This is a genomic window from Candidatus Poriferisodalis sp., from assembly GCF_965198245.1.
In the GTDB taxonomy this organism is placed as follows: domain Bacteria; phylum Actinomycetota; class Acidimicrobiia; order Acidimicrobiales; family Poriferisodalaceae; genus Poriferisodalis.
In genome coordinates, this window is the sequence record NZ_OZ240249.1 from 3,298,286 (window position 1) to 3,323,982 (window position 25,697).

General features: G+C 66.3%; 25 protein-coding genes. 15 read left to right on the plus strand and 10 right to left on the minus strand.

Annotated features, from left to right (window positions below):
• Positions 1-7: 7 nt before the first annotated feature.
• Both ACOCMM_RS14710 and ACOCMM_RS14715 read right to left on the minus strand, forming a co-directional pair.
• On the minus strand, positions 8-781 hold the full coding sequence (locus ACOCMM_RS14710; protein ID WP_419553881.1) for an exodeoxyribonuclease III: 774 nt from the start codon (positions 779-781) through the stop codon (positions 8-10).
• Positions 782-862: 81 nt separating this feature from the next.
• Positions 863-1,525: an HAD-IA family hydrolase gene (locus tag ACOCMM_RS14715; protein ID WP_419553882.1), complete on the minus strand. Its 663-nt coding sequence runs from the start codon at positions 1,523-1,525 to the stop codon at positions 863-865.
• Positions 1,526-1,782: 257 nt separating this feature from the next.
• Here ACOCMM_RS14715 and ACOCMM_RS14720 point away from each other — a divergent pair, with 257 nt between their 5' ends.
• Positions 1,783-1,977 carry a hypothetical protein gene (locus tag ACOCMM_RS14720; RefSeq protein ID WP_419553883.1) on the plus strand — a complete coding sequence of 65 codons (195 nt, stop codon included), beginning with the start codon at positions 1,783-1,785 and terminating at the stop codon, positions 1,975-1,977.
• 73 nt (positions 1,978-2,050) lie between these two features.
• Here ACOCMM_RS14720 and ACOCMM_RS14725 read toward each other — a convergent pair whose 3' ends face one another.
• The 4 genes from ACOCMM_RS14725 to ACOCMM_RS14740 form a co-directional block, all read right to left on the minus strand.
• Complete coding sequence (locus tag ACOCMM_RS14725) at positions 2,051-2,773, minus strand: amino acid ABC transporter ATP-binding protein (protein WP_419554895.1); 723 nt, start codon at positions 2,771-2,773, stop codon at positions 2,051-2,053.
• Between the two features lie 120 nt (positions 2,774-2,893).
• The gene (locus ACOCMM_RS14730) at positions 2,894-4,900 is read right to left on the minus strand and encodes an ABC transporter permease subunit (RefSeq protein WP_419553884.1); all 2,007 of its coding nucleotides are present in this window, start codon (positions 4,898-4,900) and stop codon (positions 2,894-2,896) included.
• 1 nt (position 4,901) lies between these two features.
• On the minus strand, positions 4,902-6,446 hold the full coding sequence (locus ACOCMM_RS14735; protein WP_419553885.1) for an amino acid ABC transporter permease: 1,545 nt from the start codon (positions 6,444-6,446) through the stop codon (positions 4,902-4,904).
• A 170-nt stretch (positions 6,447-6,616) separates the two neighbouring features.
• The gene (locus tag ACOCMM_RS14740; protein ID WP_419553886.1) at positions 6,617-7,774 is read right to left on the minus strand and encodes an amino acid ABC transporter substrate-binding protein; all 1,158 of its coding nucleotides are present in this window, start codon (positions 7,772-7,774) and stop codon (positions 6,617-6,619) included.
• 274 nt (positions 7,775-8,048) lie between these two features.
• Between ACOCMM_RS14740 and ACOCMM_RS14745 the strand changes: the two genes are divergently transcribed.
• Complete coding sequence (locus ACOCMM_RS14745; protein ID WP_419553887.1) at positions 8,049-8,816, plus strand: 3'(2'),5'-bisphosphate nucleotidase CysQ; 768 nt, start codon at positions 8,049-8,051, stop codon at positions 8,814-8,816.
• Positions 8,817-8,851: 35 nt separating this feature from the next.
• Positions 8,852-9,673 (plus strand): enoyl-CoA hydratase-related protein, encoded by an 822-nt coding sequence (locus ACOCMM_RS14750; RefSeq protein ID WP_419553888.1) that lies wholly within the window; start codon positions 8,852-8,854, stop codon positions 9,671-9,673.
• 16 nt (positions 9,674-9,689) lie between these two features.
• Here the strand turns inward: ACOCMM_RS14750 and ACOCMM_RS14755 are convergent, their stop codons facing one another.
• Positions 9,690-11,489 carry a PEP-utilizing enzyme gene (locus tag ACOCMM_RS14755; RefSeq protein WP_419553889.1) on the minus strand — a complete coding sequence of 600 codons (1,800 nt, stop codon included), beginning with the start codon at positions 11,487-11,489 and terminating at the stop codon, positions 9,690-9,692.
• 347 nt (positions 11,490-11,836) lie between these two features.
• Between ACOCMM_RS14755 and ACOCMM_RS14760 the strand changes: the two genes are divergently transcribed.
• Together ACOCMM_RS14760 and nucS are read left to right on the plus strand one after the other, a co-directional pair.
• Positions 11,837-12,844, plus strand: coding sequence for an MBL fold metallo-hydrolase (locus ACOCMM_RS14760; protein WP_419553890.1), 1,008 nt, complete (start codon positions 11,837-11,839; stop codon positions 12,842-12,844).
• A 118-nt stretch (positions 12,845-12,962) separates the two neighbouring features.
• Positions 12,963-13,622, plus strand: a complete 660-nt coding sequence (gene nucS / locus ACOCMM_RS14765) for an endonuclease NucS (protein ID WP_419553891.1) — start codon at positions 12,963-12,965, stop codon at positions 13,620-13,622.
• A gap of 31 nt (positions 13,623-13,653) precedes the next feature.
• On the opposite strand, the gene ACOCMM_RS14770 is transcribed toward nucS, so the two are convergent.
• Entirely contained in the window at positions 13,654-14,535 is an 882-nt protein-coding gene (locus tag ACOCMM_RS14770) for a MaoC/PaaZ C-terminal domain-containing protein (RefSeq protein ID WP_419553892.1), read from the minus strand.
• Between the two features lie 96 nt (positions 14,536-14,631).
• Positions 14,632-15,549, minus strand: a complete 918-nt coding sequence (locus ACOCMM_RS14775) for an SDR family oxidoreductase (RefSeq protein WP_419553893.1) — start codon at positions 15,547-15,549, stop codon at positions 14,632-14,634.
• Between the two features lie 186 nt (positions 15,550-15,735).
• Here ACOCMM_RS14775 and ACOCMM_RS14780 point away from each other — a divergent pair, with 186 nt between their 5' ends.
• The 10 genes from ACOCMM_RS14780 (at position 15,736) to ACOCMM_RS14825 (ending at position 25,303) form a co-directional block, all read left to right on the plus strand.
• Complete coding sequence (locus ACOCMM_RS14780; protein ID WP_419553894.1) at positions 15,736-17,910, plus strand: VanW family protein; 2,175 nt, start codon at positions 15,736-15,738, stop codon at positions 17,908-17,910.
• Between the two features lie 4 nt (positions 17,911-17,914).
• Complete coding sequence (locus tag ACOCMM_RS14785; protein WP_419553895.1) at positions 17,915-19,195, plus strand: geranylgeranyl reductase family protein; 1,281 nt, start codon at positions 17,915-17,917, stop codon at positions 19,193-19,195.
• Between the two features lie 19 nt (positions 19,196-19,214).
• Complete coding sequence (gene coaA, locus ACOCMM_RS14790) at positions 19,215-20,147, plus strand: type I pantothenate kinase (protein WP_419554896.1); 933 nt, start codon at positions 19,215-19,217, stop codon at positions 20,145-20,147.
• Between the two features lie 22 nt (positions 20,148-20,169).
• Complete coding sequence (locus ACOCMM_RS14795) at positions 20,170-20,652, plus strand: HIT family protein (RefSeq protein WP_419553896.1); 483 nt, start codon at positions 20,170-20,172, stop codon at positions 20,650-20,652.
• Between the two features lie 159 nt (positions 20,653-20,811).
• Positions 20,812-21,609: an enoyl-CoA hydratase/isomerase family protein gene (locus ACOCMM_RS14800; protein ID WP_419553897.1), complete on the plus strand. Its 798-nt coding sequence runs from the start codon at positions 20,812-20,814 to the stop codon at positions 21,607-21,609.
• A gap of 29 nt (positions 21,610-21,638) precedes the next feature.
• Positions 21,639-22,883 (plus strand): CaiB/BaiF CoA transferase family protein, encoded by a 1,245-nt coding sequence (locus ACOCMM_RS14805; protein ID WP_419553898.1) that lies wholly within the window; start codon positions 21,639-21,641, stop codon positions 22,881-22,883.
• 106 nt (positions 22,884-22,989) lie between these two features.
• Positions 22,990-23,991 (plus strand): type I methionyl aminopeptidase, encoded by a 1,002-nt coding sequence (gene map / locus ACOCMM_RS14810; protein WP_419553899.1) that lies wholly within the window; start codon positions 22,990-22,992, stop codon positions 23,989-23,991.
• A gap of 21 nt (positions 23,992-24,012) precedes the next feature.
• A complete protein-coding gene (locus ACOCMM_RS14815) occupies positions 24,013-24,324 on the plus strand; it encodes a LysM peptidoglycan-binding domain-containing protein (protein WP_419553900.1) in 312 nt (103 codons plus the stop codon).
• 53 nt (positions 24,325-24,377) lie between these two features.
• The gene (locus ACOCMM_RS14820; RefSeq protein WP_419553901.1) at positions 24,378-24,773 is read left to right on the plus strand and encodes a LysM peptidoglycan-binding domain-containing protein; all 396 of its coding nucleotides are present in this window, start codon (positions 24,378-24,380) and stop codon (positions 24,771-24,773) included.
• On the plus strand, positions 24,773-25,303 hold the full coding sequence (locus ACOCMM_RS14825) for a phosphatase PAP2 family protein (RefSeq protein WP_419553902.1): 531 nt from the start codon (positions 24,773-24,775) through the stop codon (positions 25,301-25,303). The genes ACOCMM_RS14820 and ACOCMM_RS14825 overlap by 1 nt, the downstream gene beginning before the upstream one ends.
• Before the next feature lie 7 nt (positions 25,304-25,310).
• Here the strand turns inward: ACOCMM_RS14825 and ACOCMM_RS14830 are convergent, their stop codons facing one another.
• Positions 25,311-25,535 (minus strand): hypothetical protein, encoded by a 225-nt coding sequence (locus ACOCMM_RS14830; RefSeq protein ID WP_419553903.1) that lies wholly within the window; start codon positions 25,533-25,535, stop codon positions 25,311-25,313.
• Positions 25,536-25,697 lie beyond the last annotated feature (162 nt).

The window sequence follows — 25,697 nt, forward strand, 5'->3', positions numbered from 1 at the left end:
CGGCCTGCTACACCGCGATGTCAGCGAACACTGGGGTGTGGTCTGAGGGCTTGGTGCCCTTGCGTGCATTTCGGTCGATCAAGCAGAACTGCGCGGCCGCCACCACCGGCTCAGTGCCGAGCAGCAGGTCGATGCGCAGGCCATGGCGCTTGTAGAAGGCACCGTCGCGGTAGTCCCACCAGCTGTACAGGCCCGCATCGTCGTAGTGCTCGCGGAAGATGTCCCGCAGCCCCCAGTCGCACACGTCGCGGATCGCTGCCCGCTCGCGCTCGGTGACATGGGTGCGCGGCTCGGGATTGTCCGGGTCCCACACGTCGCGGTCGTCGGGGCACACGTTGAAATCACCCCCCACCAGCACCGGTGCAGCCGGATCGCAGGTGGCCTCGAGGTGTGCCCGCAAGCGCCCGAGCCAGTCGAGCTTGTAGTGGTAGTGATCGTGGTCGACGGCTCGGCCGTTGGGCACATACACCGAGCTGACTGTCACACCGCCGCAGCGGGCAGAAATGATGCGGGCGTCGGGGTCAGGCTCTCGGCCGTCGGCAAAGCCGGCAATCGGGTCTTCGATCCCGACGGTTGACAGGATCGCCACACCGTTCCAGCGCCCCTCGCCATGGTGGATCGAGGCATAGCCCTGCGCCTCGAAGTGCAGATGCGGGAACTGCTCGTCGGACATCTTGGTTTCCTGCAGCAGCAGCACATCGGGCTCGGCATAGTCCAGCCACTCGTCGACCCGCTCCAGCCGGGCATTCAGGCTGTTGACGTTCCAGGTCGCGATACGCACCACGCTGACGCTAACGGCCCACCTCAGCGGGCGAGCGGCCTGTAGGTGATCCGGTGAGGTCCCGCGTCAACAAGTGAGGCATCAGCGCAGGTCGAAGCCCACGAGGGTGGAGAGCTCACGCAGCGCCGCATCAGGATCGGTCACCTTGATCGCCTTCATGCCCATGGCGGCGGCCGGCTTGCAGTTGATGCCCAGGTCGTCCAGATAGGCCGTGCGGACCGGGTCGATGCCCAGCTTGGAGCACGCCAGCTCGTAGATGCGCGGATCGGGCTTGCGAAGTCCGACAACCGACGATTCGATCACCACCCTGAAGAGCTGCATCACCTCCGCTACTGCGGCCGCCGTGGCGGCATCCCGGGCCATCCCCGCACCATGGCCGGACCGCACGTTGTTGGTGATGCAGCCGACCGGCACACGCTCCACCAAGATCTCCAGTGCGCGCACCATCTGCGGTCGCAGCCCGCCGCTGAGGCACGCCAGCACCTGTGAACCCGACACCTCGAATCCCCGGTCGGCAGCCTCCGCCTCGAACAGGCCAGCGAATTCGTCGACGCTCACCTCGCTGCGCTCCAGCCGTGCCCACGCGTTGGTGTCGGGATTGGTGGCGTTGATCTGCCGGATGGTGTCGCGAGGCACGCCAATGCGGTCCTCGTAGCGGTTGAACGACTCGAAGGGGCTCTCGGTGATCACGCCGCCGAAGTCGAAGAGCACCGCGTCGACTGTGCTGGATGGGCCTTCGGACACGGCCCGGCACGCTATCTGGGCCTGTTCGCCGCCGGGCACAGCCAGCAGACAGCGGCCGAGACCGCGCGCCTAACGCGCGAATTATTGCTCAAAGTCGCGCGAAAAGTACCAATAATCGCGCGAAACGCGCGAATATCCACCCTGATCGCGCGAGCGTTCGCTAGGGTCCCGCCATGGCTACGGACACAACGACGTCGTCATCTCCGACTCCAACGCAAGCGCCAGCAACGAAACACAAGCGATGGAAGAGCCGGGCGGTGTCGCGGACCGTCGACGCGGGCAATTCGGCCTATTGCGCCGTGTGCGACGAACTCATCAAGTTCCGGGCGCGCATCAGGGCTGAGCAGATCATCTGCAATGTGTACGCGAAGAACCGTTGGGATCGTGTCGAGCACTACCACCCAGCGTGCTACGAGGAGGCAGGCAGCCCCTACGGTGAGCCCAACGGCTGAGCCTGCACCGTCAGCAGAGCACTGTCAGTAGAGCACTGTCAGCTACGGCGACCGTGGAGCCCGCTCGGCCCGGCTAGAGCACCTGGCTCAAGAACAGCCTGGTGCGATCTTCGGCCGGATCGGTGAAGAAATGGTGGGGCGTACCCACCTCGACGATCTCGCCGCCCTCCATGAAGATGATGCGGTCGGCGACTTCTCGGGCGAAGCCCATCTCGTGGGTCACGACCATCATGGTCATGCCCGAGCGTGCCAGCCCTTCCATCACGTCGAGCACCTCTTTGATCATCTCGGGGTCCAGCGCCGAGGTGGGCTCGTCGAACAGCATCACGCGGGGCTCCATCGCCAGCGCCCGGGCGATCGCCACGCGCTGCTGCTGACCACCTGAGAGCTGGCCGGGGAACTTCTGCGCCTGCTCGGGGATGCCGACTCGTTCGAGCAGCGACTCCGCCAGTTCCTCGGCCTCGGGCCGCGACTTCTTGCGCACCCAGATCGGCGCCAGTGAGATGTTGTCCATCACGGTCAGGTGCGGAAACAGGTTGAACTGCTGGAAGACCATGCCGACTTCGGAACGGATCTTCTCGATGTTGCGCAGGTCGTTGGTCAGCTCGATGCCGTCCACGATGATCTGGCCGCTCTGATGGGCCTCCAGCCGGTTGATGCACCTGATCCAGGTGCTCTTTCCCGAGCCTGACGGCCCGAGCACGACCACGATTTCCTGCTCCTTGATCGTGGCAGTAATGCCGCTGAGGGCCTGAAAGTCACCGAACCACTTGTCGACGTCGCGGCACACGATCATGTCGTCGCGCGCCGCGAGCTCGTCGGACACCGCAATGGTGGCGTCGCCGTGGGCCGATTGTGCGCTCGAACTCATGGTCAAGTCCCCCTTATCGCCGGCCAGTCGGCCGGTGCTTCATTCTCATCGCTGGCCCAGTCCCACTCGCTGCTCGAGTCGTTGGCTGTACTTCGACATGGCGAACGCCACAACCCAATAGACAGCCGAGACGAACAGCAGTCCCTCACGTCTAACACCCAGGAACTGCGACTGGTTCGGGACCACCGAGTTGGCCATCCGCAGGAAGTCGAACAGCCCGATGATGGCGAGCAGCGACGTCTCCTTGAACGTAGCGATGACCTGTCCCACCAGCGGCGGGATCGACACTCGCAGCGACTGGGGCAGCACGATGAATCCGGTGCGCTGGGTGGTGGTCAGCCCGACGGCGTCGGCCGCCTCGTACTGCCCGCGGCGGATCGACTGCAGCCCTCCGCGCACGTTCTCGGCCAGGTACGCGGCCGAGAACAAGGTGTAACCGATGATCGCTGCGGCCAGTTCCGCTAGCTCCATGCCGTCGGGCAGGAACAGCGGCACAACGCCGGAGAAGAACAGCAGCAACGTGATGAGCGGGACGCCGCGGATCACCTCGATATAGACCGTCGACAACACCCGGAAGATCGGCAGGCGGGAGGTTCGTGCCAGCGCCAGCAGCACCCCGATCGGGAACGACAGCATGATCGTCAGCACCGAGACAAGCAATGTGACGCTGAATCCCCCGACGAACATGTTCGTCGGCGTCTCCACAGTCGACGGCGAGTTGATGACCGTCGCGCCGTAGAAGACGAGCAGCACAACGAACAGCCACGCTCCCACCAGCCTGCGACGCTGGGCGGCAACGCCTGCGAAGTTGGGCGCCAACAGCCCTGCGACCGCCAGCAGAACGAATCCGATGCGTGCAACCTGCAGCATCGAGTACCAGCCGAAGAACGCCGCAACCCACTGGAACGCGGCCAGCAGCAGTAGGCCGATCGCTGCCAACCGCCCGAACTCGCCGGCGTCGGTCCGCGTCATCCACCACAGCGCCGCCGAGCCCGCTACTCCGAAGGCCAACCCCATCGGCAGCATGGTCGAAAACACATGGGCGTAGTCGATCTCGGGGTCGCGCATGACGACCCAATAGAGGAAGAACGGGCTCAGCAGCCACAACAAGTTGACCGTTGCACGTGTCTTCGCCAAGGATCTGCGTGGCAGCACCGATGCGGCGTCCTCATCGGCGCCGTCGGCGTCGTCGGCGTCCGCGGCCGCCTGTGACAAGGCGATGGCGCGGTCGCGTGCGAGTCGCCCAAGGGCAAAACAGCCCACCAACAGCAGCCACATGACTGTCCACGGCAGCCTTGTGCTCATCGCCACGATGCGGCCAGGCTCAGCGATGAACTCGCCTTCGGTGAATCCGTAGTGACCGTAGCGAACCACCCAGGTGGACGCCACCAGCAGACCCGGCACGCCGAAGATGAGCCAGGAGACCGGGATCGCGGTCGTGCGACGGCGCAGATCATCGAGTGACAGCCACAGGGCCAGACTGATCCCGAACAGCACCAACGCAAGGACCCACCACACCCATCGATCCGCCATCGCGGAGGCGAAGGACTCGCGCACCCGCTCGCCGGCACCGTCGCGCAGCGCCTCGCCCGCTGCATCGGTGAGCACGCTCGGCTCGCGCAGCACCACGCCAGTCGCGATGAGGGCGGCCCCTGACATCAGCCAGCCCATCAATCGCTTTACGGTCACCCCGCCCCAGCGAGCCCAGATGCCGGCACTCACTCCCGCGAGCACCATGATCGTTCCGACCACCACCCAGATGCGCACGTACTGGTGCTCGGGGTAGGCCTGGGTGAACAGGAGACGCAGGTTGGTGCGCACGGCAATCCAGGAGCGCTCCTCGCTGAACACGAAGTTCAACAGGCCGCGGTACGCAAACAGCGCTATGAGGACCGCCAAGACGGTGAGAATCGAATTGCGGGTGTTGGGGAAGAGGTTCTCGCGGATCCAGCGACCTGGCGGCAGGCTCGGGCGGTCAGGCGGGCTCGTCGCCGGGCCCACCGGCTCGGCCGCCATGACCGTCAAGGCAGCGGGCTGCATCGGATCGGTCACCTCAGCGCTCCACGATCCGCAGCCGGATGTTGAAGAAGTTGACGACCGCGGAGATCGTCAGCGAGCACGCCAGGTAGAACAGCATCCACACCGCCATGACCTGCAGCGTCTTGCCGGTCTGGTTGTAGACGGTCTGGCCGATCTGGACGAGGTCGCTGTAGCCCACGGCGATGGCCAGCGACGTGTTCTTGGTGAGGTTCAGGTACTGATTGCCCACCGGGGGCAGGATCACCCGCAGCGCCTGGGGCAAGATCACCTGCCGCAACGCCGTCGAGCGTCGCAGACCCAGTGCTTGTGCGGCTTCGCTCTGGCCCTTGGGCACTGCCAGGATGCCGCCGCGCACGATCTCTGCGATGAACGCTGCCGTGTAGAAGACCACGCCGAAATAGACGGCGGCGAAACCGATGGGCAGGTTCAGACCGGCGGGTCCGTAGTTGGGAAAGTTGCCCGGCTGGGTGATGTCGGGCCTCATTGCATCGATAGGCGGACCGGTGCGGCCATTTCCGAACTTGTCGGCGAGCACGCCGAGGCCGTCAGACGATGAGTTGACGACCCAACTCGACAATCCGGGCCACAGCACCGCCACGAAGAGCACGACAATCGCCGCTGCCACCACGGCGAAGATCATGCGGAACCAGTCGTCGTCGGTGAGCCGCGTGAGGCCTGCGGGCGTGCGGTGCTGAGCGAGGAAGCGGCGTATCCACCACACCGCCACCGCTACCGCAGCGACGGCCGCGACGAGTTGCACAGCTCCTTGTGGGATGGCTCCGACCGCATCAGCCAGACCGCCGAGAATGTTCCCCAACCAGCCAAAGATGGGATGCACCCACCAGCCCACGATGGCGAAGACAGCAACGATTCCGGTGGCCCACGCGCCAGCGTTAGTCTGCGCGCCGGTCATCTCCCGCTTGGTTGCGAGCCGCCGGAATACGAAGTGGGCGATCACCGCGCCGATCACCAAGATGACGGCCCACTGGTAGAAGCCATCGGCGACGAAGACGCGCGGGATCGACAGGCCCTTGTTGGACAGGTGCACCCAACCGGGAATCGGTCCCATCCCGAAGGAGACATTCGGGAGCGTCGCCAGAACCGCGGCGTACACCAGGATCTGAACCAGCAACGGAATGTTCCGCAGGGTTTCCACGTACACGCCCGCCAGACGGCGGAGCGGCCAGTTGGACGACAGCCGCGCCAGACCCACCAGCACACCGACCACCGAGGCGAGAGCGATGCCTGCAGCCGCCATGCGGATGGTGTTCACCATGCCGACCCAGAGCGCTCGGCCGCCCGAATCGGGATTGGTGTCGATGCCCCAGCCGACCTTGATGCCGATGTGGTCGGAGATGAAATCGAAATCGATGTTCGCGCCACGAGCGCGCAGGCTGTCGCCCGCCTCGGTGGCAAGGAACCACATGGCCGCCAGGACCAGGATGAGCGTGCCGACCTGGGCGATCCAGCGCACGACGGTGGCGTCTCGGTAGAACGGCGGACGGCTCCCCAACGTGGCAAGGGAGGCGTCACGGGCCGGTGCTCGTGGGTCGCTCACCGCAGGTCACCCTACGCGACGGAGTTTCTCACGTCGGGCTATTGGGCTTTTCTACTCATTGTGCTCATACAAGCGACGGCCCCCGATCCGGTCGGATCGGGGGCCGTTCGCTTGTCATGTGTTCGCTCACCCACACGACTGGGGAGGTCCCCAGCCGGCAGGCTCAGCGATTAGCGAGCAGGTGGTGCGTAGATGAGTCCGCCCGCAGTCCAGCGCGCGTTCGCCGAGCCGTCACGGCTCAGGCCGACCGGGCCGAGGTTGCGGGTGTAGATCTCGTCGTAGTTCCCGACCTGGCTGATCACGTTGTAGAACGCGTCGGCCGTCAGACCCATCTTGGTCTGCAGCTCACCCTCGCCGCCGAGCATGCGGATCGCCTCGGCGTCGAGGCTGCCGCCCGAAAGCATGGAGTCGATGTTCTCCGACGTGATGCCCTTCTCATCAGCGATGATCGTGGCGTACACCGCCCAGTTGACGACGTCGCCGAAGGTCGACTGGTTCTGCGGGTAGACCGGACCCAGCGGCTCCTTCGAGATCGGCGTCGGCGGGAAGATCACCCACTCCTGATCGCCTTCCTGCTTGACCTTGCGGCCGACGAGCGCGGAGCCGTCGGTGGTGACCGCATCGCACGCACCTTGGATGAAGTTGTCGGTGACGATGTCGAAGTCCTCGAACGTCGACAGCGTGATCTCGATGCCGGCTGCGTTAGCCGCGTCAGCGATGTTCTTCTCGGTGGTCGTGCCGGCGTTGGTGCACACCGTGGCGCCATCCAGATCCGCCACCGTCGAGGAGGCCGAGAAGTTGTCGCTCACGCGGGCCATGATCTGCTGGCCGTCGTAGTAGGTGGTCGGTCCGAAGTCGAGCACGAGGTCGGTGTCCCGGCTCTGGGTCCAGGTGGTGTTACGCACCAGCAGGTCGATGTCGCCGGTCTCCAGCGCGGTGAACCGCTCGGCCGCGGTCAGCGGCACGAAGTTCACAGCGCCCGCATCACCCAGGATCGCTGCTGCTACTGCACGGCAGTAGTCGGCGTCGAAGCCGGTCGTGCTGCCGTCGGGCTGCGTTTCGGAGAAGGCAACTGCCGAACCGCTGACGCCGCAGTTGAGCGAGCCGCGATCCTGGACCGTAGCCAGCAAGTCGCCTGTGTCCTGTACCAGGGCGACTTCGGTTTCAGGCTCTGCCGCCTCGGTCGTGGCAGCTGGCTCGTCGCCATCGACATCCTGGTCGTCGCCATCGCCGGAGCCGCACGCAGCGGCCATCAAGGCGAGCGCAACAAGCACGCCGCCGAGTCGCAGTGCAGACCGCCGGGAAATCGGCGCGATACGTCTATTCATTGAGAACGTTCCCTCCATCGGTAGTACAGAACGCGGGTGCGATACGCGCTATTACGCGCTCCACTGCACCCGACGGTCCGCGAGACTACCCGCCCGCATTTGCGGCCCGGGACCGTTTACGAAGAAAAATGAGACAAATTAAGAAGAAACATGAGATAGAAGCATGAAATTCGTCCTCGGAGCATTCGGTCTTGGAAGGTTCGCAGAGGGCTTGGACAGCTCCCGAGCGGGCCTCTCATGTGGTGGCGGGGCATCGAGGGGGCACACTTGGCCGATGGCCCAGTCAGCCGACCACACCCTTGCCGCGAGCGTGGCCACCGAGACCGGGACCCTGCTGGTGGAGATCCGTGAGCGGCTCTTCTCATCGGGAGCCGGAACCTGGGAGGTCCGCGACACCGGCGACAACGAGGCCCACCGGCTCATCGTGAACCGCTTGTCCCAAGCGCGGCCGGGTGATGCGATCCTGTCCGAAGAAGGACGCGACGACCTGGCGCGACTTACCGCAGATCGAGTCTGGATCGTGGACCCGCTGGATGGCACCCGCGAGTTCTCCGAACCGGGGCGCACTGACTGGGCTGTTCATATCGCCTTGGTCGAGAACGGCGTGCCGACCGCAGCCGCGGTGGCACTGCCCGCTGTCGGCCAGACGCTGTGCACCGAACCGGCGCCGCCGTTGCCGGAGCCCCACAACGGCCGTCCGCGCATGGTCGTCAGCAGATCGCGCCCGCCAGCGGCAGCAATCATCGTTGCCCAAGCCCTCGACGCCGAATTGATGACGCTCGGCTCGGCGGGCGCCAAAGCTATGTCAGTCGTGCTTGGCATGGCCGATATCTATGCCCATTCGGGTGGACAGTTCGAGTGGGACAACTGCGCCCCCGCTGGGGTGGCGCGAGCAGCCGGCCTGCACGCCAGCCGGTGCGACGGTTCGGAGCTGGCGTACAACTTCGCCGACCCTTGGCTGCCGGATCTGCTCATCTGCCGCCCCGAGTACGCAACAGACGCCCTCGAGGCGTTGAGAAAGGTGATCGAAGGCGAAGCCTGAGATCGCCGGCTGGCCCGCAGCCAAAGGAGGGATCCGTGGAACTGAAGGCAACGAAGTACGCCATCGACGGTCCCGTCTCGACGTTGACGCTGTCACGACCGAACCGCCGAAACGCGTGGACCGGGCGGATGCACACCGAGTTGCGCTGGGTGCTGGAACAAGCGGAACAAGACACGCAGGTCCGGGTCATCGTGATCACCGGCGAGGGTCGCGACTTCTGCGTGGGCGCCGACACCCAGGCGTTGGAAGGTCATGGCCAAAAGGGCGGCTACGACCCGGGCACGGCCCCTGACCTGGCAATGCCGGGCTATGGCGTGGCGCCGCAGTTCGACCAGAACTTTGCGTTCATGATGGCGCTGGAGACCGTGACCATCGCAGCCGTGAACGGCGCTGCGGCGGGCGCTGGGCTCGTGCTGGCCTGCTATTGCGACCTGCGCTTCGCTGCCGCGGACGCCAAACTGACCACCGCGCACGGCCCGCTCGGACTGCCCGCCGAGTACGGCCTGTCATGGGTGCTCCCCCGCCTGGTCGGCATCACGCGATCCAACGACCTGCTGCTGTCGAGCCGCAAGTTCCTGGCATCGCAGACCGAAGGCTGGGGTCTGTTCAACGAGATTCTCGAGGGCCCCCAGCTCATGGACCACGTCTACGCGTACGCGCACGACATGGCGGCTCGGGTAGCGCCCAGCTCACTCGCCACGACGAAGCGGCAGATCTATCTGGACCAACACCGGGACGTGGGCACCGCCGTCTCGGAGTCGGATCGACTGCTCGACGACATGATCCCCAGCCCCGACTACCTCGAGGGTGTCCAAGCACTCACCGAGCGACGCTTGCCAGACTGGCCGTCCCGCTGAAGGCTCTCGCCCTGCGTCACGCCTCGAGCACAGTGATCACGCCAGTGTCGCCGTTCACTTCGACGAGCGCGCCATCGGGGATGCGTCCCGTCGCTCCGGTCGCGGAGATGACGCACGGCAGACCCAGCTCGCGGCTCACGATGACCGAATGGCTGAGCGCCGCGCCGACGTCCACGACGACAGCGCTCGCGCTCACGAATAGCGGAGTCCACGACGGGTCGGTGAGCGGCGCCACGAGCACATCGCCGGACCCCAGCGCCGTCGGGTCGCTGCTGTCGAGCACCACGCGAGCCCGGCCCCGGGCGATGCCTGGGCAGCCGGGCAGCCCTGCCAGCACCTCCCCCGCTGCGAGCTGGGGCAATTCGTTCGCACCCCGGAGCGGCCACTGCGACATCGGCGGCGGGTCACCGACGATGACGAAGGGCTCCTGTCGTGCATTTGCGTCATCCCAGACCGCTTGGCGCTGGGCGATGACGTCGGACCAATCGGCCGGGTCGTCCATCATCTCGTGCATCTCGCTGAACCGCAGCATGGCGAAGTCGGTTTCGGACGAAGACATCCCGCGCTCGACCAACCTTCGTCCCAGCACACGCGAGGCGACGCGGGTCTCGTTGACGTAGCGCACGCAGTTGGTCTTGGTGCGCTCACGCCCGGGCAGGTACACCGCAGCAGCTCCCCGAGCCAGGTCGAACTGCATCTGAGTGTCCGGGTCGCCAGCGAGTAACTCTGAGATCTCTGCGCCCAGAGCTTCGCGCTGTGCCGCGAGCTCGGCGCGGCGTCGTGCGGGGTCTACGTCCGCTGGAGCGAGACGCATGCGGTCGATCGCTGCGAGTGCGATGTCGGGATCGGTCTCCCACGATGGGCAGCTGATCTCCCACTCGTTGGGACCTCGCGAGCCGAAGTCGTACAGGAACTGTGCGAAGGCCTCGCTGAATGCTGCTGCGTCGCCGCCGGCATCTTCGGCCGCTGCCGCGCTGAGGCGCTCGGCCAATCCGGCTGGGCCGCTGTCGAACAACTCGCCGAGCGTGGTCGACGCTGCGACCTGCCGGCCGAGCTGCCACATCGCATCCGACGGCGCTGCTGAGGCCACGTCGCCGTACCCGGCCACCAGCTTGAGCGTGTCTTCGGGGCGACCCAGTGCAATGCACACCTGCTCGAGCGCGCCCAGCGGCACAGCTGCGAGGAACGACACCTTCAGGTGGCGCGCGAACAGCTCACGGAACCCGGCGCCGTCCACGTAGCCCGACTCGAGGAAGTGCATCATCCAGTCAGCGATCTCGTGGTTGCCCATCTGCGCGAAGTCAGGCCTTTGCGCGCGGATCTCGGCAATGTTTCGTTCGTCCTCGTGAACCTCCGGCAGCGCTGGTGCTGTGAACAGGAACAGGAACGTCTCGCCGATGCGCTGCTCGGCTTCGGGGCTGGGATCGTCAGGATGGGACTCGTAGGGAGGAATCCCGGGCTGTTCACCAAAAAAGTTGCGGTCGACCGTCTCCACGTCGATGCCGGGAGCTCGGGCGCCGAAGACGCGCCCGACGGCTGCGTTCAGGTACGTGTAGCCGCCGAACACGCCGAGGAATACGCATTCGTCAGGGTCGAACTCGTCGTAGGTGAACGCACCGATCTGCACGTAGGCGTCCCGGAACGCCAGCTCGGACATGCGGATGCCCTCGTCGTTCTGGAACGCGAAGTCGAAGGTGCTCATCTTCACCGGGTCGGGAAAGACCTCGCCGACGTTCGCTCGTGTCCAGATCGGGAACCGGTCTGACGGCTTGGTACCGACGAAGTAAGCGCCGCTCGCATCTGTCTGCCCTGACATTTCGCCTCCCTCGCGCGCCTTCGGTGGGCGCGCAATGCACCGCACAGCCTCGCGCGGCGTCGCGGCGGTACGTACCACGTCGATCGAAGGGACGCGGCGTGGCCGGAAACGAAGCGGGCCGGGCAGCCACTTCCCCCTCATGGCGGCTGCCCGGCCAGGCCGTGATGTGATGCTAGGCCGAAAGGGACGACTTCGAACCATGTTCGCCGCGGCACGCTCGCAGCCAAGGGCGCGACGCCAGCAAGTCGACCGGCTGGCGCGCCTACCCTTGCCATTCCGGCCCGGGACTTACCCCGCGCCCGAAGCCCGCGCAGCACGTGGGCCAATCACCACAGGAGAAGTGGCCGATGCCGGTGACCATCGAGCACTACCGGGATCTCGGCGAATTCGACTACGGCGCCTGTGATCAGGTATCCCCGCTGATCCGCCGCGTCATCTGCAAGAATCCAACGCCGTTCACCTATCGCGGCACCGGCACGTACATCGTCGGCCGCGGCGAGGTGGCGGTCATCGACGCCGGTCCGCCGCTGGCAAGCCACCTCGACGACATCCTGGGGGCACTTGAGCCGGGCGAGGCGGTCAGCGCCGCACTGGTGACCCACACCCACAGCGATCACTCGCCCCTCACTCGCGATCTGGTCGTCGCTACTGGGGCGCTGAGCTATGGCTACGGACCGCACGCGAGCGTGTGGAAGCTCGATCCCGACGACCGCGTCGATTTCTCCGACTACATCAGCGCCGAGGAGCAGGAGAAGTACCAGGCCGAGTTCGACGAGCTGCCCGACGAACTCAAGCGGGAAGGTGCCGACACCGACTTCGTGCCCGATGTGGCCCTGGTCGATGGCGACATCGTTGCCGGCGACGGCTGGACGCTGCGCGCCGTGCACACGCCTGGACATTGCTCGAACCACCTGTGCTACGAGCTGCTGGAGGAAAACTCACTGTTCTCAGGCGACCACGTGATGGGTTGGGCGACGAGCGTGGTGGGGCCACCCGACGGATCGATGCAGGACTACCTGGACTCGCTGGCGAAGCTGCTCGAGTTCGACCATGAGCGGTACTGGCCTACCCACGGGCCGCCCATCGGGGAGCCGACGGCGTACGTGCGGTCGTTCATTGCTCACCGCAGCGACCGGGAACGCCAGATCATCGAATACCTCCGTCAGGGCCCGTGCCGTATCGCGGACTTCGTGCCGAAGATGTACGAGGCCTACGACAAGCGGCTGTGGTATCCCGCCGCAAGCTCGGTGTATGCGCACTTGCTCCATCTCACCGAGAGCGGTCGAGCGCGTGTGCTCGATGACGGCGGTGAGCCGAAGCTCACGTCGGTCTACGAGCTGACCGCAGCCGCCTAGAAAATGCGCGGATTGCTCAATCTTCCCGCTACGGCACCTGTCGTTTCCCGCTCTTGTTCGCTACGCTCACGGGCCGCTCGGGCCACGGCTTCGCCTGCCGGCTCAGCCTCTTAGTTCATTGCGGCTGGTCATCGCACGCTGCACGGTCGACTACTCGGGCCGGCTCGACGCGCACCTGCCCTCCGCCGTGCGACTGATCATGGTGAAGGCCGACGGCTGCGTGGCAATTCATGCCGACGGGGGTGCCTACAAGCCGCTCAACTGGATGAACGCGCCCAACCGGCTCGTCTGCGAGCCCGATCTGTGGCGTGTCACGAACGACCGGGGCGAGCGCCTCGAAATCCACATCGCCGAGGTGTTCAGCGACACCACACATGAAATGGGCATCGATCCTGGCCTCGAGCGGGACGGCGTCGAAGCCCACCTGCAGGAGTTGGTGGCCGCGCATCCCGAGACTCTGGCCGAAGGCACGGTGCTGGTGCGCCGCGAGTACCCAACCGACATCGGTCCGGTGGACCTGCTGTGTCGCAGTGCGGACGGCGGCACCGTGGCTGTCGAGATCAAGCGCCGGGGCGAGATTGACGGCGTGGAGCAACTGTGCCGGTACCTCGAGTACCTGAACCGGGATGCTCGCCTGGCGCCCGTGAACGGCGTCTTGGCCGCGCAGGAGATCAAGCCCCAGGCCCGCGTGCTCGCGGCCGACCGGGGCATCCGCTGTGTCGTGCTCGACTATGACGAGCTTCGCGGCATCACCAGCGACACCCTCAAGCTGTTCTAGTTGTGCCGCCCCAGGGGCGGTGACGCGTCTCTCAGGCGTAGGTGCACAGACCGTTGTCGATGACGACGCGCTCGGAGTCGGTGCCGCGCCCTGAGATCGTGCGATAGATCGCGCGGCCCTCGCCGTCGTCCCACACCTGAATGGTCAACTCGTCACCCGGGAACACTGGCGCAGAGAACCGGGAATCCATTGAACGGAAGCGGGCAGGGTCACCGTCGCACAGGGTGTGCAACAGCGCTCGACCGGTGAAGCCGTAGGTGCACAGTCCGTGCAGGATCGGCTTGGGAAAGCCGGCGAGCTCGGTGGCGAACCAGGGGTCGCTGTGCAGCGGGTTGTAGTCGCCGCTGAGTCGATAGGTGAGCGCCTGATCGGAGCGCGTCTGGTAGACGATCGCAAAGTCGGCGTCGCGATCGGGTGCGCTGACCAACGGCGCCGTACTGCCCGGCTCGCCGCCGAAGCCGCCCGAGCCGCGGATCACGACAGACGAGCGCAACTCGAAGATGACGTCGCCGGTGTCAGGGTTGACCGCACTGGCTTCGGTGTCGATGATGGCGTTGCGGCCCTCGCCCTTGTCCCACATCCCGGCGATGCGATCGGTGATCTCGACCGATCCCTCGGTCGGGATTGGCTGGTGCACGCTGATCCCCTGGCTGCCGTGCAGCAACTTGCCCCAATCGAGGTCACCAGCGTTGGCCATGGCGCCGCCGGCACCGAAGCCGATGACGACGCCCTGAGTCGGGAACGCCTTGTGAGTGATGTCCTTGGAGTTGTGGGTGGTGAATTCCAGCTCGGATCCGAAGGGATCCTGCGCGCCTGCACCGATGCCGACGGCGTAGAGCAGCGAGTCGCGGAAGGTCCACGACCGCTTGGTCGGCGTACCGGTGGCGCCGACTGCATCCGGATTGAGTCCCATGTTCGATGTCCTTTCCGAGAAGTTCGATCTGAAGAGTCTGATTCGAAGAGTTCGAGATGAGTCTTGTGGCCAGCGGCAGCCGCGAAAGCCGGTGGCTCAGTCGGCCACGCCGCCGTCGGCAGGCTGCCCGCTCATCCCGCTGTTGAGGCGAGCATCGCGCACGAGCTGCCGGGCTGCGTCACCGATCTTGGTTGGGTCGTCGATGGCATCGATGGTCGGACCCCGCTCCCAGCCCTCGGCGACTGCCAGCAGCCGGCCGGAAGCCTCGAAGACTCGACCGGTGACGCCGGCCGCTTCGGCTGAACACAGCCACGTCACGATCGGTGCGATGTAGCGCGGGTGCATCATGGCCTGGTCCTCCTCGGAGGCCTCGCCCATGCCCAGGTCCTCGGTCATGCGGGTGAGCGCACCCGGCGACACCGCGTTCACCCGAACGCCGTAACGCGCCAATTCACGCGCAGCGATGATCGTGAACGCCGCGATGCCCATCTTGGCGGCGCCGTAGTTGGTCTGGCCCGGATTGCCGTAGATGCCCGAGACCGACGTCGTGTTCACGATCGACGCGTTGACCTGCTCGCCTGCCTTCGACTTCTCTCGCCAGTAGGAACTGGCCCAGCGTGCAGGTGCGAATGTGCCTTTGAGGTGAACCTTGATCACCGCATCCCACTCGGCCTCGGTCATGTTCACCAGCATGCGGTCACGCAAGATGCCGGCGTTGTTCACCACGCCGTGCAGGTCGCCGAATGTCTCGATGGCCTGGTTCACGAGCCGCTGAGAGCCTTCCCAGTCCGATACATCGTCGCCGTTGGCGACGGCCTCTCCGCCCATCGCCTCGATCTCGGCGACCACCTCATCGGAGGGACTCATGTCGGCACCAGTGCCGTCTCGGGCACCGCCGAGGTCGTTGCAAACGACCTTTGCCCCATGCTCGGCAAGCATGAGGCAGTGCTCCCGCCCGATGCCCCGGGCACCCCCGGTCACGATGACGACCCGACCTTCGCACAGCTTGCTCATGACGTTGTGACTTCCTTCGGTGAATGTGGCTGCAGACGCGAAGCGGCACCGTTGCGCAGCCTTCCCTGCAGTGCCGGCGGCTCGGAGTATCGCACGCCTGCCGTGCATTCCGCAGAGTTGGAACGCCGCGGGCAGTGTTCGAGCCTGACGCTTGACAGCGGCAGCTGACACGTACGCTCATCGGTCGTGCACTGGCCGACGTGGGCCCCCCGCTGGTCGATCATCACTGCGGCCGCAATCCTGGTTGCGGCGATCCTTGGAACGGCCGTGCTTGCCGTCACGAACTCGGCGGATGCGCCCGATCCGACTGTCCCTGTCGCAACTGATGCACCTACTGCGACCAGCGTGGTGATGGTCGCTCCGACGGCGGATGCAGGCACGCCATCGCAGGTGAGCTCCGATGCGCTGCGGCTGCGCATTGCGATGCTTGCAGCCGAGCTGGCGAGCACACCGATAGTGGTGCGCACCGACGCCGGCGAGGTGGCCCTGACGGTGGCCGACCTCGGCATCACGCTGGAGATCGACGCCTCCTACGACGCAGTCCGGGAACTGCGAGCTGCTTCGGTTGACGTCGCTGGCTCGGCAGAAGAGCCCTGGACCGCGATGTCCACTGACCCGCAGTTCAGCGAGCGCCGCTTCCGCGTTGACCGGTCACAGGCACGATCCACGCTGGCCAACGCCACCGATCTTGGCGTGACCGCAACTCCCCCAGCTGTCACCGTCGTCAACGACACGCTGGCCGTCGACCTCGGCCAGCCCGGTCAGGTCGTGGATGCGGATGCAATCGTCGACCAGGTCCTCGAGGGCATAGCCCGCTCGTTCAGCCGCATCGAGATCGCTGCCGAGCTGACACAGAGCGAACCGCTCGCCTACACACCCGAGCTGCAGCAGGCCGTCAACACCGCCCATGAGAACTACGGACGCAGTCTCGTCGTGGCTTACGGCGAGGTGACCCACGAACTCACCATCGAGACGGTGGCCGGCTGGCTCAATCTGGACCCGAACGCAGTGCCACCGGTGATCACCTTCGACGACACTGCGGTTGGGGCGTACCTCGAAGAGGCGTTCGCCGCAGCGTCGGCACCCTTCGCTGCTGCCGCCATGACCGTCGTCGACGGCGTGCCGAGGGTGGTGGCGAGTGATGGCAACGTCGCCTGCTGTGCCAACGAAGTGGGACCCCTGATCGAACAGGCGATCATCGGACGCATCGAGGGCCCGCTTGCACTGCCGACGCGCCCTGCGGTGAGCCGCGAGGAGCAGGCATACCTGGAATCCCTCGGCATCGTCGAATTGGTCGCCACGTTCACCACGAGGCATGCCTGCTGCCAGTCACGTGTCGACAACATCCACCGCTTCGCCGAGTTGATGCGCGCCGTGGTGGTCGAACCCGGCCAGAGCCTGTCGCTCAACGGTCACGTCGGCAGACGAACCACCGAGAAGGGCTTCGTGGAGGGCGGCTTCATCGACAAGGGCGTTCTCGTCGACGACATCGGCGGCGGGGTGTCGCAGTTCGCCACCACGATCTTCAACTCCCTGATCCTGGCGGGCATGGGCATCGACGAGTACCAGACGCACTCGCTGTACCTCAGCCGCTACCCGTTCGGGTTGGACCCCACGATCTCGTACCCGAAGCCCGATCTGAAGTTCACCAATCCCACCCCGTACGGCGTGCTGGTGTGGCCGACCTACACCGACACTTCCATCACCGTCGAGCTCTATTCCACCCGCAACGTCCAGGTGAAGATCGGTGAGCCCGAAGAGGACATGCAGGACTTCTGCCGCCGGGTCCGCACTGATCGAACGCGAGTGTTCTCAGACGGCACCGTAAAGAAGGACACCTTCAATGCTCGCTACCGGCCCGAGGAAGGCCGCGACTGCGACGGCACACGTTCGGTTCCGCGCCAGTGCGTGGACCCGCTGCTGGTGCCCCCCGAGTCCCCCGAAGGCGCAGAGACGCCGGACGGCGCTGAGGGGGCACCCGGCGATAGCGAGCTCGAAATGGTCGATGACGGCAGCGAGCGCGCTGATGGATCCATCGTGGAGTGCCCGTCGATCGAGTGCGAAGAACGGCCCGGAGAACGCGACTCAGAAGTGCCGCGCTATCCCGACGATCCCTGCCTCGGCGTCGATCTGAGCACGCTGGTCCCACCCGACGAGTCGGGTGACGACGGCGACGGCACCGACGGCGAGGACGACGAGACCGAGCCCGGCGACGGCACCGACGGCGGGGGCGACGAGACCGGCGAGGACCCGGTGGATACGAGCGAACCAGACAACCCAGACAACCCCGATGGCTCTGTCAACGAGCAGGCCAGCAACAACGACGGGAACATAGAAACCGGCGAGCTCGAGGAGTCCTGAATCGATGTCGGTCGTAGATGTCTTGGTCGTGGGCGCCGGCCCGGCTGGCGCATCCGCTGCCGTGTCGGCCCGGCGCGCAGGCCTCGAGGTGATGCTCGTCGACCGCGCAGCGCCAGGACGTGACAAGTGCTGCGGGGACGGCCTCACCGCGCTCGCACTGCGTGAACTCGAATGTCTCGGCCTGCGGCCTGAACGGCTGGACTCGTGGATGCATGTCGATGCCGCGAGTGTGCGTACGCCTCGCGGGCGCGTCATTCTCCTGCCGCTTCCCGGCGGACGGGGGCAGTTCGCCGCCGTGTGCCGCCGCACCGAGCTCGATGCGGCGCTCGTCAACCTCGCTGCAGCAGCAGGAGCCGATGTCCGCCTCGGCATCGCATTCGATGGCTTCGAGGACTCCGGCGAGCGAGCGAACACCGCCTCAATCCGGCTCAGCGACGGCAGTCGCACACAGGCCCGGTTCGTCGTGGCCGCGGACGGCGTCTATTCGAGCGTTCGCAAAGCGCTCGGCATCGGCCCACTCCGTTACCGGGGCGATTGGCATGCGTTCCGGGGCTACCTGCACGCAAGCGGCGAAGCGGCCCACAACATGTGGGTGTGGTTCGAGCCCGACCTGCTGCCGGGTTACGCCTGGTCGTTCCCGCTCGGCGACGGACGCGTCAATGTTGGTTTCGGTGTGCCGAGACGCACCGGCGGCAACGGCGCCCCAAACGGCACGGGCACACTCGCCGGCAGTGAAATCGCGGCTGTCTGGGCGAGCCTCACCGAGCGTCGCCACATCGCGGGCGTGCTCGGGCGCCACGAGCCCGAGGGGCCGACGCGAGCGTGGCCGATTCCTGCGCGACTGGGAGATCTGGAGCTCGCGCGAGGGCGCACGTTGCTGTGCGGCGATGCTGCGGCGGCCGCCGACCCGCTGACAGGTGAAGGCATTGGCCAAGCCCTTCAGATGGGACGGATGGCGGCGGCGGCGATCGCTCGCGGCGGACCCCCACACAGCGTGACCGCTCGCTATGCGCGCGACGCGCAGGCCGAGTTCACGCTGGACCACGGGTTGGCGCGCAACCTCAGCCGCGTGCTGGCACACGAGCGGCTGGCCGAGCTGGCACTGGGTGCGGTCGACCTGTCGGGCTGGACTCGCAGGCAGTTTGCACGCTGGATGTTCGAGGACTACCCACGCGCAGCCGTCGCGACGCCTCGGCGCTGGCACCGGGGCATGGCCAAACCGCAGGGCGCCTACGGTCCCAATATTGGACCAGTTGCGGACGACACCATAAGTTCGCCAAGCTAGGCGGGTGACGGACGGCGCAATGCTCGAACCGGGCATCGATGACCGGCATTGCAGGTTCACTCGCGAGCAGTGGGCGAAGCTGCGAGATGCCACGCCGCTGTCGTTGACCGAGGCCGAACTCGAGGCACTGGCCGGACTGGTCGAGCCGGTGACGCTCGACATGGTGCGGGACATCTACCTGCCGCTGTCACGCCTGCTGAATCTGCGGGTCGCTGCCAAGCGCCATCTGCGCGCCACCACCGAGGGCTTCTTCGGAAGGGTGTTGCCGCCGAGGCCCTACCTGATCGGCATCGGCGGCAGCGTGTCCGCCGGCAAGAGCACCACTGCACGCATCCTGCAAGCCGTCTTGGCCTCGTGGCCGGACCATCCCGAAGTGGATCTGGTCACCACGGACGGGTTCCTGTTGCCCAATGCCGAGCTGACTGCGCGCGGCATTCTTGGGCGCAAGGGCTTCCCGGAGTCCTACCGCCGTAGCGAGCTGCGGGACTTCCTCCAGCGGATCTCCAGCGGTGAACCCGACGTTGCCGCGCCGGTGTACTCGCACAGCCTGTACGACGTCACCAACGAGGTCCAGCTCATCAACCAGCCAGACATCCTCATCGTCGAGGGTCTGAACGTTCTCCAGACCGGATCGCCGTCGAACACGCCGTTCGTGTCGGACTTCTTCGACTTCACCATCTACGTCGACGCCGAGGCCGAAGACCTCGAGGAGTGGTACGTCGAACGCTTCCAGCAGCTGCGCAAGACGGTTTTCCGCGAGCAGTCTGCGTACTTCGCGCAGTTTGCAGACCTGCCGCCGTCGGCTGCTGACGCCGTCGCTCGCACGATCTGGCGCTCGATCAATCTCGTGAACCTGTGCGAGAACATTCTTCCGACGCGTGCGCGGGCCGACCTGGTGCTGGCGAAGGGCCACGACCACGTCGTCGACCACGTCGAGCTCCGGTACCACTAGACGGCTGCGATCCGGTCCCTCGGTGAGCTTTACTACCCCTGATCAAACGACTGCGGACCGGATGCCGGGCTGCGCCTTCTGTTCGATCGCTGCTGGCGATATCCCGGCGTTGCGCTTCTACGAAGACGAACACGCCGTGGCGTTCATGGACCGCCTGCCCATGACCGTCGGTCACTGCCTGGTCATCCCCCGCCGGCACATCACCGATGTCTGGGATCTCACCGATGACGACGCCGCGCAGGTGATGCACGCGGTGCGGCGGGTGGCAGACCTGGTGCGCGAGCGGCTGGCGCCCGCGGGCGTGAACCTGCTGAACAACAACGGTGCCGCAGCAGACCAGACGCAGTTTCACTTCCACGTCCACGTCATTCCCCGTTATGGACGCGACCGGCTGCTGCACCCGTGGGAGCGGATCTTCGCACCGCCAGGCGAGATCGAATCGGCCTACCGGATGCTCAGCGCAGCGGACTCGCAGCCCCGGGCGACCGCCACCCCAGAGAATTAGGGCGCATCAACATCGCTGCGAGTCCGCTTCATCACCACTCGCAGCCCCGGGCGACCGCCACCCCAGAGAATTAGGGCGCATCAACATCGCTGCGAGTCCGCTTCATCACCGCTCGCAGCCCCGGGCGACCGCTGTCGAAGGCAACTAGCGTCAGCCTTCATGAACGACCGTTACGCATCCTTTTCCGCGCTCCAGATCACGGGTCCCGACGACGACGGCGTGCTCGAGATCATGATCGACACGCCGGGTCGTCTGAACTCAGTCGACGCGCCGAAACACTTGGCGCTGGCCGATGTGTGGCGGGAGGTCGACACCGATCCCGACACGAGGGTGGCGGTAATCCGGGGAGCGGGCGGCACATTTTCCGCCGGCGGCGACCTGGACATGATCCAGGAAATCATGGACGATTTCGAGACGCGCCAGCGGGCCCTGCGCGAGGCGAGAGACATCGTCTACAACATGATCAACTGCTCCAAGATCATCGTGTCGGCGATCGAGGGCGTGGCCGTCGGTGCCGGTCTCGCGGCGGCACTGATGGCCGACATCTCCATTGCCGGTCGCAGTGCCCGGATCGTGGACGGGCACACCAAGCTCGGCGTTGCCGCGGGCGATCACGCCGCGATCGTGTGGCCGATCCTGTGCGGCATGGCCAAGTCGAAGTACTACCTGCTGACCTGCGACACCATCACCGGCGAAGAAGCCGACGCCATGGGCCTCGTCAGCAAGGTTACCGATGACGATGCGGTGGTCGCCGAGGCCTTCGCCGTCGCTCGCAGGCTGGCCAAGGGCAGCCAGAGCGCCATTCGCTGGACGAAGTACAGCCTCAACAACTGGATGCGGATGGCGGGACCCATCTTCGACACGTCTGCGGCCCTGGAGATGCTGGGTTTCACGGGCTCCGACGTTCGGGAGGGCCACGCTGCGATCGTCGAGAAGCGCCGCCCGAACTTCGCCTGATCGCGGCGCGGCACCTCAGGGACGACAACATGGCACTGCTTGACCCACCCGACAGCGATCACCTGACCGCACACGAGCGGGTTGCCCCGATGGCTGCCCACAACTCAGGTCCGCTTCAAGGGGTGCGCATCATCGACTGCACCCACGCCCTTGCCGGGCCGTGGTCCACGATGATGCTGGCCGACCTGGGCGCCGACGTCATCAAGGTGGAGCCGCCGCGGGGAGAGCTTGCCCGCAAGATGGCACCGTTCACCCGTGAGGACTCCGAGCGGAATTTCGGCGCCGGGTTCGCCAACTACAACCGCAACAAGCGCGGCGTCGCGCTCGACCTCACCGACCACGGCGACCGCGAGAAGTTCCTGCAGCTCGTCGACAGTGCCGACGCGCTGGTCGAGAACATGCGCGCCGGGGTGATGGATGCGCTCGGCGTGGGCTGGGAAGTGCTCCACGAGCGCAACCCGCGGCTCGTGTACGGCGCGATTCGCGGCTTCGGCGACCCGCGATCGGGTGAGAGCCCCTACGTGGACTGGCCCGCGTACGACGTCGTGGCCCAGGCCATGTCAGGCATGGTCTCCGCCACTGGCAGCGGCCCCGACGACCGCCACGTGGTCGGTCCCTACATCGGCGACACCTACCCAGGCACGATCGGCGCCATGGGGGTGCTCGCGGCGCTCTTCCACGCACAGCGGACCGGCGAGGGCCAGTTCGTGGACGTGTCCATGGTGGATGCGGTGATGGCCCTCTGCGAAGTCGGTGTCACCCGCTACAGCGTGATGGGCCAGCCCGACACGCCGCCCAGCGGGAACCGCAACCAGTACATCGTGCCGTTCGACGTGTTCTCCACGTCCGATGGTGCCGTTGCCATCGGCGCGCCGACCGACAACCACTGGCGTGAACTTGCGGTTGCCATCGGGCGGCCCGAGTGGGCCTGGGCAGAAGAGACCCGCACGCTGCGCGCGAGGTTCCACCACCGGGAGGAGATCATCGGCGCGCTGACGGAATGGGCCGCGTCGCACACCAAGGCCGAAGTGCTCGATGCCATCGGCGGCAAGGTGCCCTGCGGGCCGGTGAATCACCCCGGCGACCTGTTCGAAGACCCCCACGTGGCCGCTCGCGACATGCTGGTGGCGGTCGACCAGCCGATCGGGCGACCGATCGTGCAGATCGCCCCGCCGATTCGCATGAGCGCCACGCCGCCGGGCATCTACCGCCGCGCACCCAAGCTCGGCGAGCACAACGACGAGGTGCTCGGCGATCTCGCCGAGGACCATTGACACAGCGCTCAGCTATCTCCCCGAGCAGGCGGGCACTCAGTTCGACAAACGCAGCCCTGATGGCGCGCTCGCGAAGCACCACTGGCTCACGGGTAGCGTGACGACAATGGGCAGGCGCAAGCGTCGGGTGCCAGCGGCGCGCATGAGACCCTCGGGATTCGAGCCGGTGGTCGTCGGCCGGGTCGCGCCGCGCAGAGCGGTGCCTGCACATATCGATACGCCGCCCTACGCGCGAAGCGGCAGGTCCCCAACGGCCACGAACGCCATTGGGCCCTCGGACAGCGCCACGATCGAGGCAATGCGATTGGCGGGCTCGGCTGCGCGGCGTGTGCTGACGGCCGTGGCGGCCGAGATTGCCCCAGGTGTCACCAGTGAACATCTCGACGAGGTGTGCCACGAGACCTGCATCGCCGAGGGCGGTTACCCGAGCCCGCTCAACTACAACGGTTTCCCGAAGTCGCTGTGCACCTCGGTCAACGAGATCATCTGCCACGGAATTCCCGACGATCGACCTCTGCGCGACGGTGACATCGTGAACTGCGACGTCACCATCTTCGTCGGGGGTGTCCACGGAGATCACTCCGAGACGTTCTTGGTGGGTGACGTCGACGCTGAGTCTCGACGGCTGGTGGAGGTGACTCGCGAAGCCATGTATCACGGCATCGCCGCGGCAGGGCCCGGAGCCCAGGTGTGCGACATCGGCCGTGCCATTGCGATCCATGCCGAGGCCGCGGGGTACGGCGTAGTGCGCGAGTTCGTCGGGCACGGCATCGGGCAGATCTTCCACCAGCTGCCCAACATCCCCCACTACTACGACCCGGACGCACGCACCGAACTAGTTGAGGGTTTGACCTTCACCGTGGAGCCGATGATCACGATGGGTACGCCACGCGCCCAGCTGTGGCCCGACGGTTGGACGGCCATGACCGTGGATCGCAGTCGAACGGCCCAGTTCGAGCACACGGTGGTGGTGACTGCCGGCGGCGCCGAGTTGCTGACCGTGACCGACGACGAGCCGCAGCCCTTCGTGGCCGGAGATCTCGCCGCTCGGCTCGATCCGGGCAACTGGCCCCGGCAGCTGAACACTGCGGCCGTACGGGCCGGCTGAGCGATGCGGCGGTTTCGTGCCGTGGCAGCAGCTGCGTGCGCGGCGGTGATGCTCGCCACGGGTTGTGCCTCAGAGCCCGACGCTGAGCCGATCCCGACGACGCTCCCCGTGCTCACGACATTGCGTCCCCAGCTCACGACCACGACGATCGCGCCGCCGCCCCCGCAACGCCGGATCTACGTGGTCCAGCCGGGCGACACGCTCAGCAAGATCGCCAACGGCTTCGGCGTCTCGGTGCAGGCGCTCATGGAAGAGAACGGCAAGGAAGACACGTTGCTGCGGATCGGCGAGCAGCTCGTCATCCCGCCGACGGTGGTCGGTGCCGACAACTGACCGTGAGGGAGGCGCGCGGTGTTCTCACAGCAGGGCGACGAGGTGTGACGGCGGTGGCTCTCGCGCTTGGCGCTGCCGCCATGACGAGCGGTTGCACCCTCCTGCCGGGCGAGCCGCGCACGCAGGTCTCCGCCACGACAGTTCCCACTCCGGCGATACCGGCCTCGACGACCACAGAGCCGGGACTGCTGACGCCGTACACCGTCGTGCGTGGTGACACGCTGATACAGATCGCGGACCGGCACGGCATTCACCTCAACGATCTCGTGCGCGTGAACAACATTGCCGATCCGACCAAGATCTTCGTCGGCCAGATCTTGCTGATCCCGCCGCCGCCCGATCCGAACGCCGGGCCGGCGCTCACCATCGCTCCCGCCACCGACCCCGTCCTTCCGCCGCTGCTGCCGACGACCACGGCGCCGCCCGTCACCGCCCCAGGATCTGGCTGATGTCCGCAGCACGACAGATCGCCCGTTTCGACAACGCCGTCGACCGGTGGTGGGAAGTCCTGCGTGGCCGCAAGTGGGTCGACCGCGTCATGTACGGCGCTTCAGACGTCGGCGAGTTCAGCCAGCTGTGGCACGTGCTGGGTGCGATTCGGGCTCTGGGGCCACGCCGGGAGGCCTCCGATGCGCTGCGGTTCAGCGCGCTGATGGCGCTCGAATCGTTGGTGGTGAATCAGGGCATCAAGCGGCTGTTCGCCCGGCGCAGACCTGACACCGCCGCCGACAACCCGACGAACCATCGGCTGCGGCAGCCCATTACGTCCAGCTTCCCGTCGGGGCACGCGTCGGCGGCGTTCTGCGCTGCAGCCGTGCTGTCGCGCAGGTCTCGGCTCGGACCGCTCTACCGTCTGGCGGCCAGCATCGTGGCCACATCACGCATACACGTGCGCTTGCATCACGCGAGTGACGTCATTGCCGGGGCGGCCGTGGGCGAGGTAATCGGGCGCGTTGCCGCTCGGCTGATGCGGCGCTGAGCGGGAATCAGGCCCGGGCGACGCCTTGGTCGCTCTTGGAGATGGCGGGCACCGTGGCGGCCTCATCACCACGACGCAGCAGCGTGCGCACATCGAGGAGCACATCGGTGATCTCGCCCGACGAGACCAGCTCGCGTTGGAAGAAGTCTCCCAGTGCGCTGTCGATGACTTCGAGCGCGTCGGAAATGATCCGGGGCTCAGCTATCCGAGTCGGTTCGGTTGTCTCGGTCATCTCGGCTCCCTCCCCGCGCTCGGCGCCTGGAAAGGCGTCGCTGCTGGTTGTGTTCCTCACCCTATCTCGCACCTGACGCCCGCCACCGTCAGTTCACCAACACGTCTCACAACTGCTCCAGGCAGCCCTCAGGCTCTCGGCGACCCGCTCGGGAGGCGGGTA

What these genes read in the sequence shown, in the direction of transcription:
- ACOCMM_RS14725 (WP_419554895.1), bottom strand. Translation starts at nt 2,773, where the DNA reads ATGATCGTGTGCCGCGACGTCGACAAGTGGTTCGGTGACTTTCAGGCC.
- ACOCMM_RS14740 (WP_419553886.1), bottom strand. Translation starts at nt 7,774, where the DNA reads ATGAATAGACGTATCGCGCCGATTTCCCGGCGGTCTGCACTGCGACTC.
- ACOCMM_RS14745 (WP_419553887.1), top strand. Translation starts at nt 8,049, where the DNA reads ATGGCCCAGTCAGCCGACCACACCCTTGCCGCGAGCGTGGCCACCGAG.
- ACOCMM_RS14755 (WP_419553889.1), bottom strand. Translation starts at nt 11,489, where the DNA reads ATGTCAGGGCAGACAGATGCGAGCGGCGCTTACTTCGTCGGTACCAAG.
- ACOCMM_RS14760 (WP_419553890.1), top strand. Translation starts at nt 11,837, where the DNA reads ATGCCGGTGACCATCGAGCACTACCGGGATCTCGGCGAATTCGACTAC.
- ACOCMM_RS14770 (WP_419553892.1), bottom strand. Translation starts at nt 14,535, where the DNA reads ATGGGACTCAATCCGGATGCAGTCGGCGCCACCGGTACGCCGACCAAG.
- ACOCMM_RS14775 (WP_419553893.1), bottom strand. Translation starts at nt 15,549, where the DNA reads ATGAGCAAGCTGTGCGAAGGTCGGGTCGTCATCGTGACCGGGGGTGCC.
- ACOCMM_RS14785 (WP_419553895.1), top strand. Translation starts at nt 17,915, where the DNA reads ATGTCGGTCGTAGATGTCTTGGTCGTGGGCGCCGGCCCGGCTGGCGCA.
- coaA (WP_419554896.1), top strand. Translation starts at nt 19,215, where the DNA reads ATGCTCGAACCGGGCATCGATGACCGGCATTGCAGGTTCACTCGCGAG.
- ACOCMM_RS14800 (WP_419553897.1), top strand. Translation starts at nt 20,812, where the DNA reads ATGAACGACCGTTACGCATCCTTTTCCGCGCTCCAGATCACGGGTCCC.
- ACOCMM_RS14805 (WP_419553898.1), top strand. Translation starts at nt 21,639, where the DNA reads ATGGCACTGCTTGACCCACCCGACAGCGATCACCTGACCGCACACGAG.
- map (WP_419553899.1), top strand. Translation starts at nt 22,990, where the DNA reads ATGGGCAGGCGCAAGCGTCGGGTGCCAGCGGCGCGCATGAGACCCTCG.
- ACOCMM_RS14825 (WP_419553902.1), top strand. Translation starts at nt 24,773, where the DNA reads ATGTCCGCAGCACGACAGATCGCCCGTTTCGACAACGCCGTCGACCGG.
- ACOCMM_RS14830 (WP_419553903.1), bottom strand. Translation starts at nt 25,535, where the DNA reads ATGACCGAGACAACCGAACCGACTCGGATAGCTGAGCCCCGGATCATT.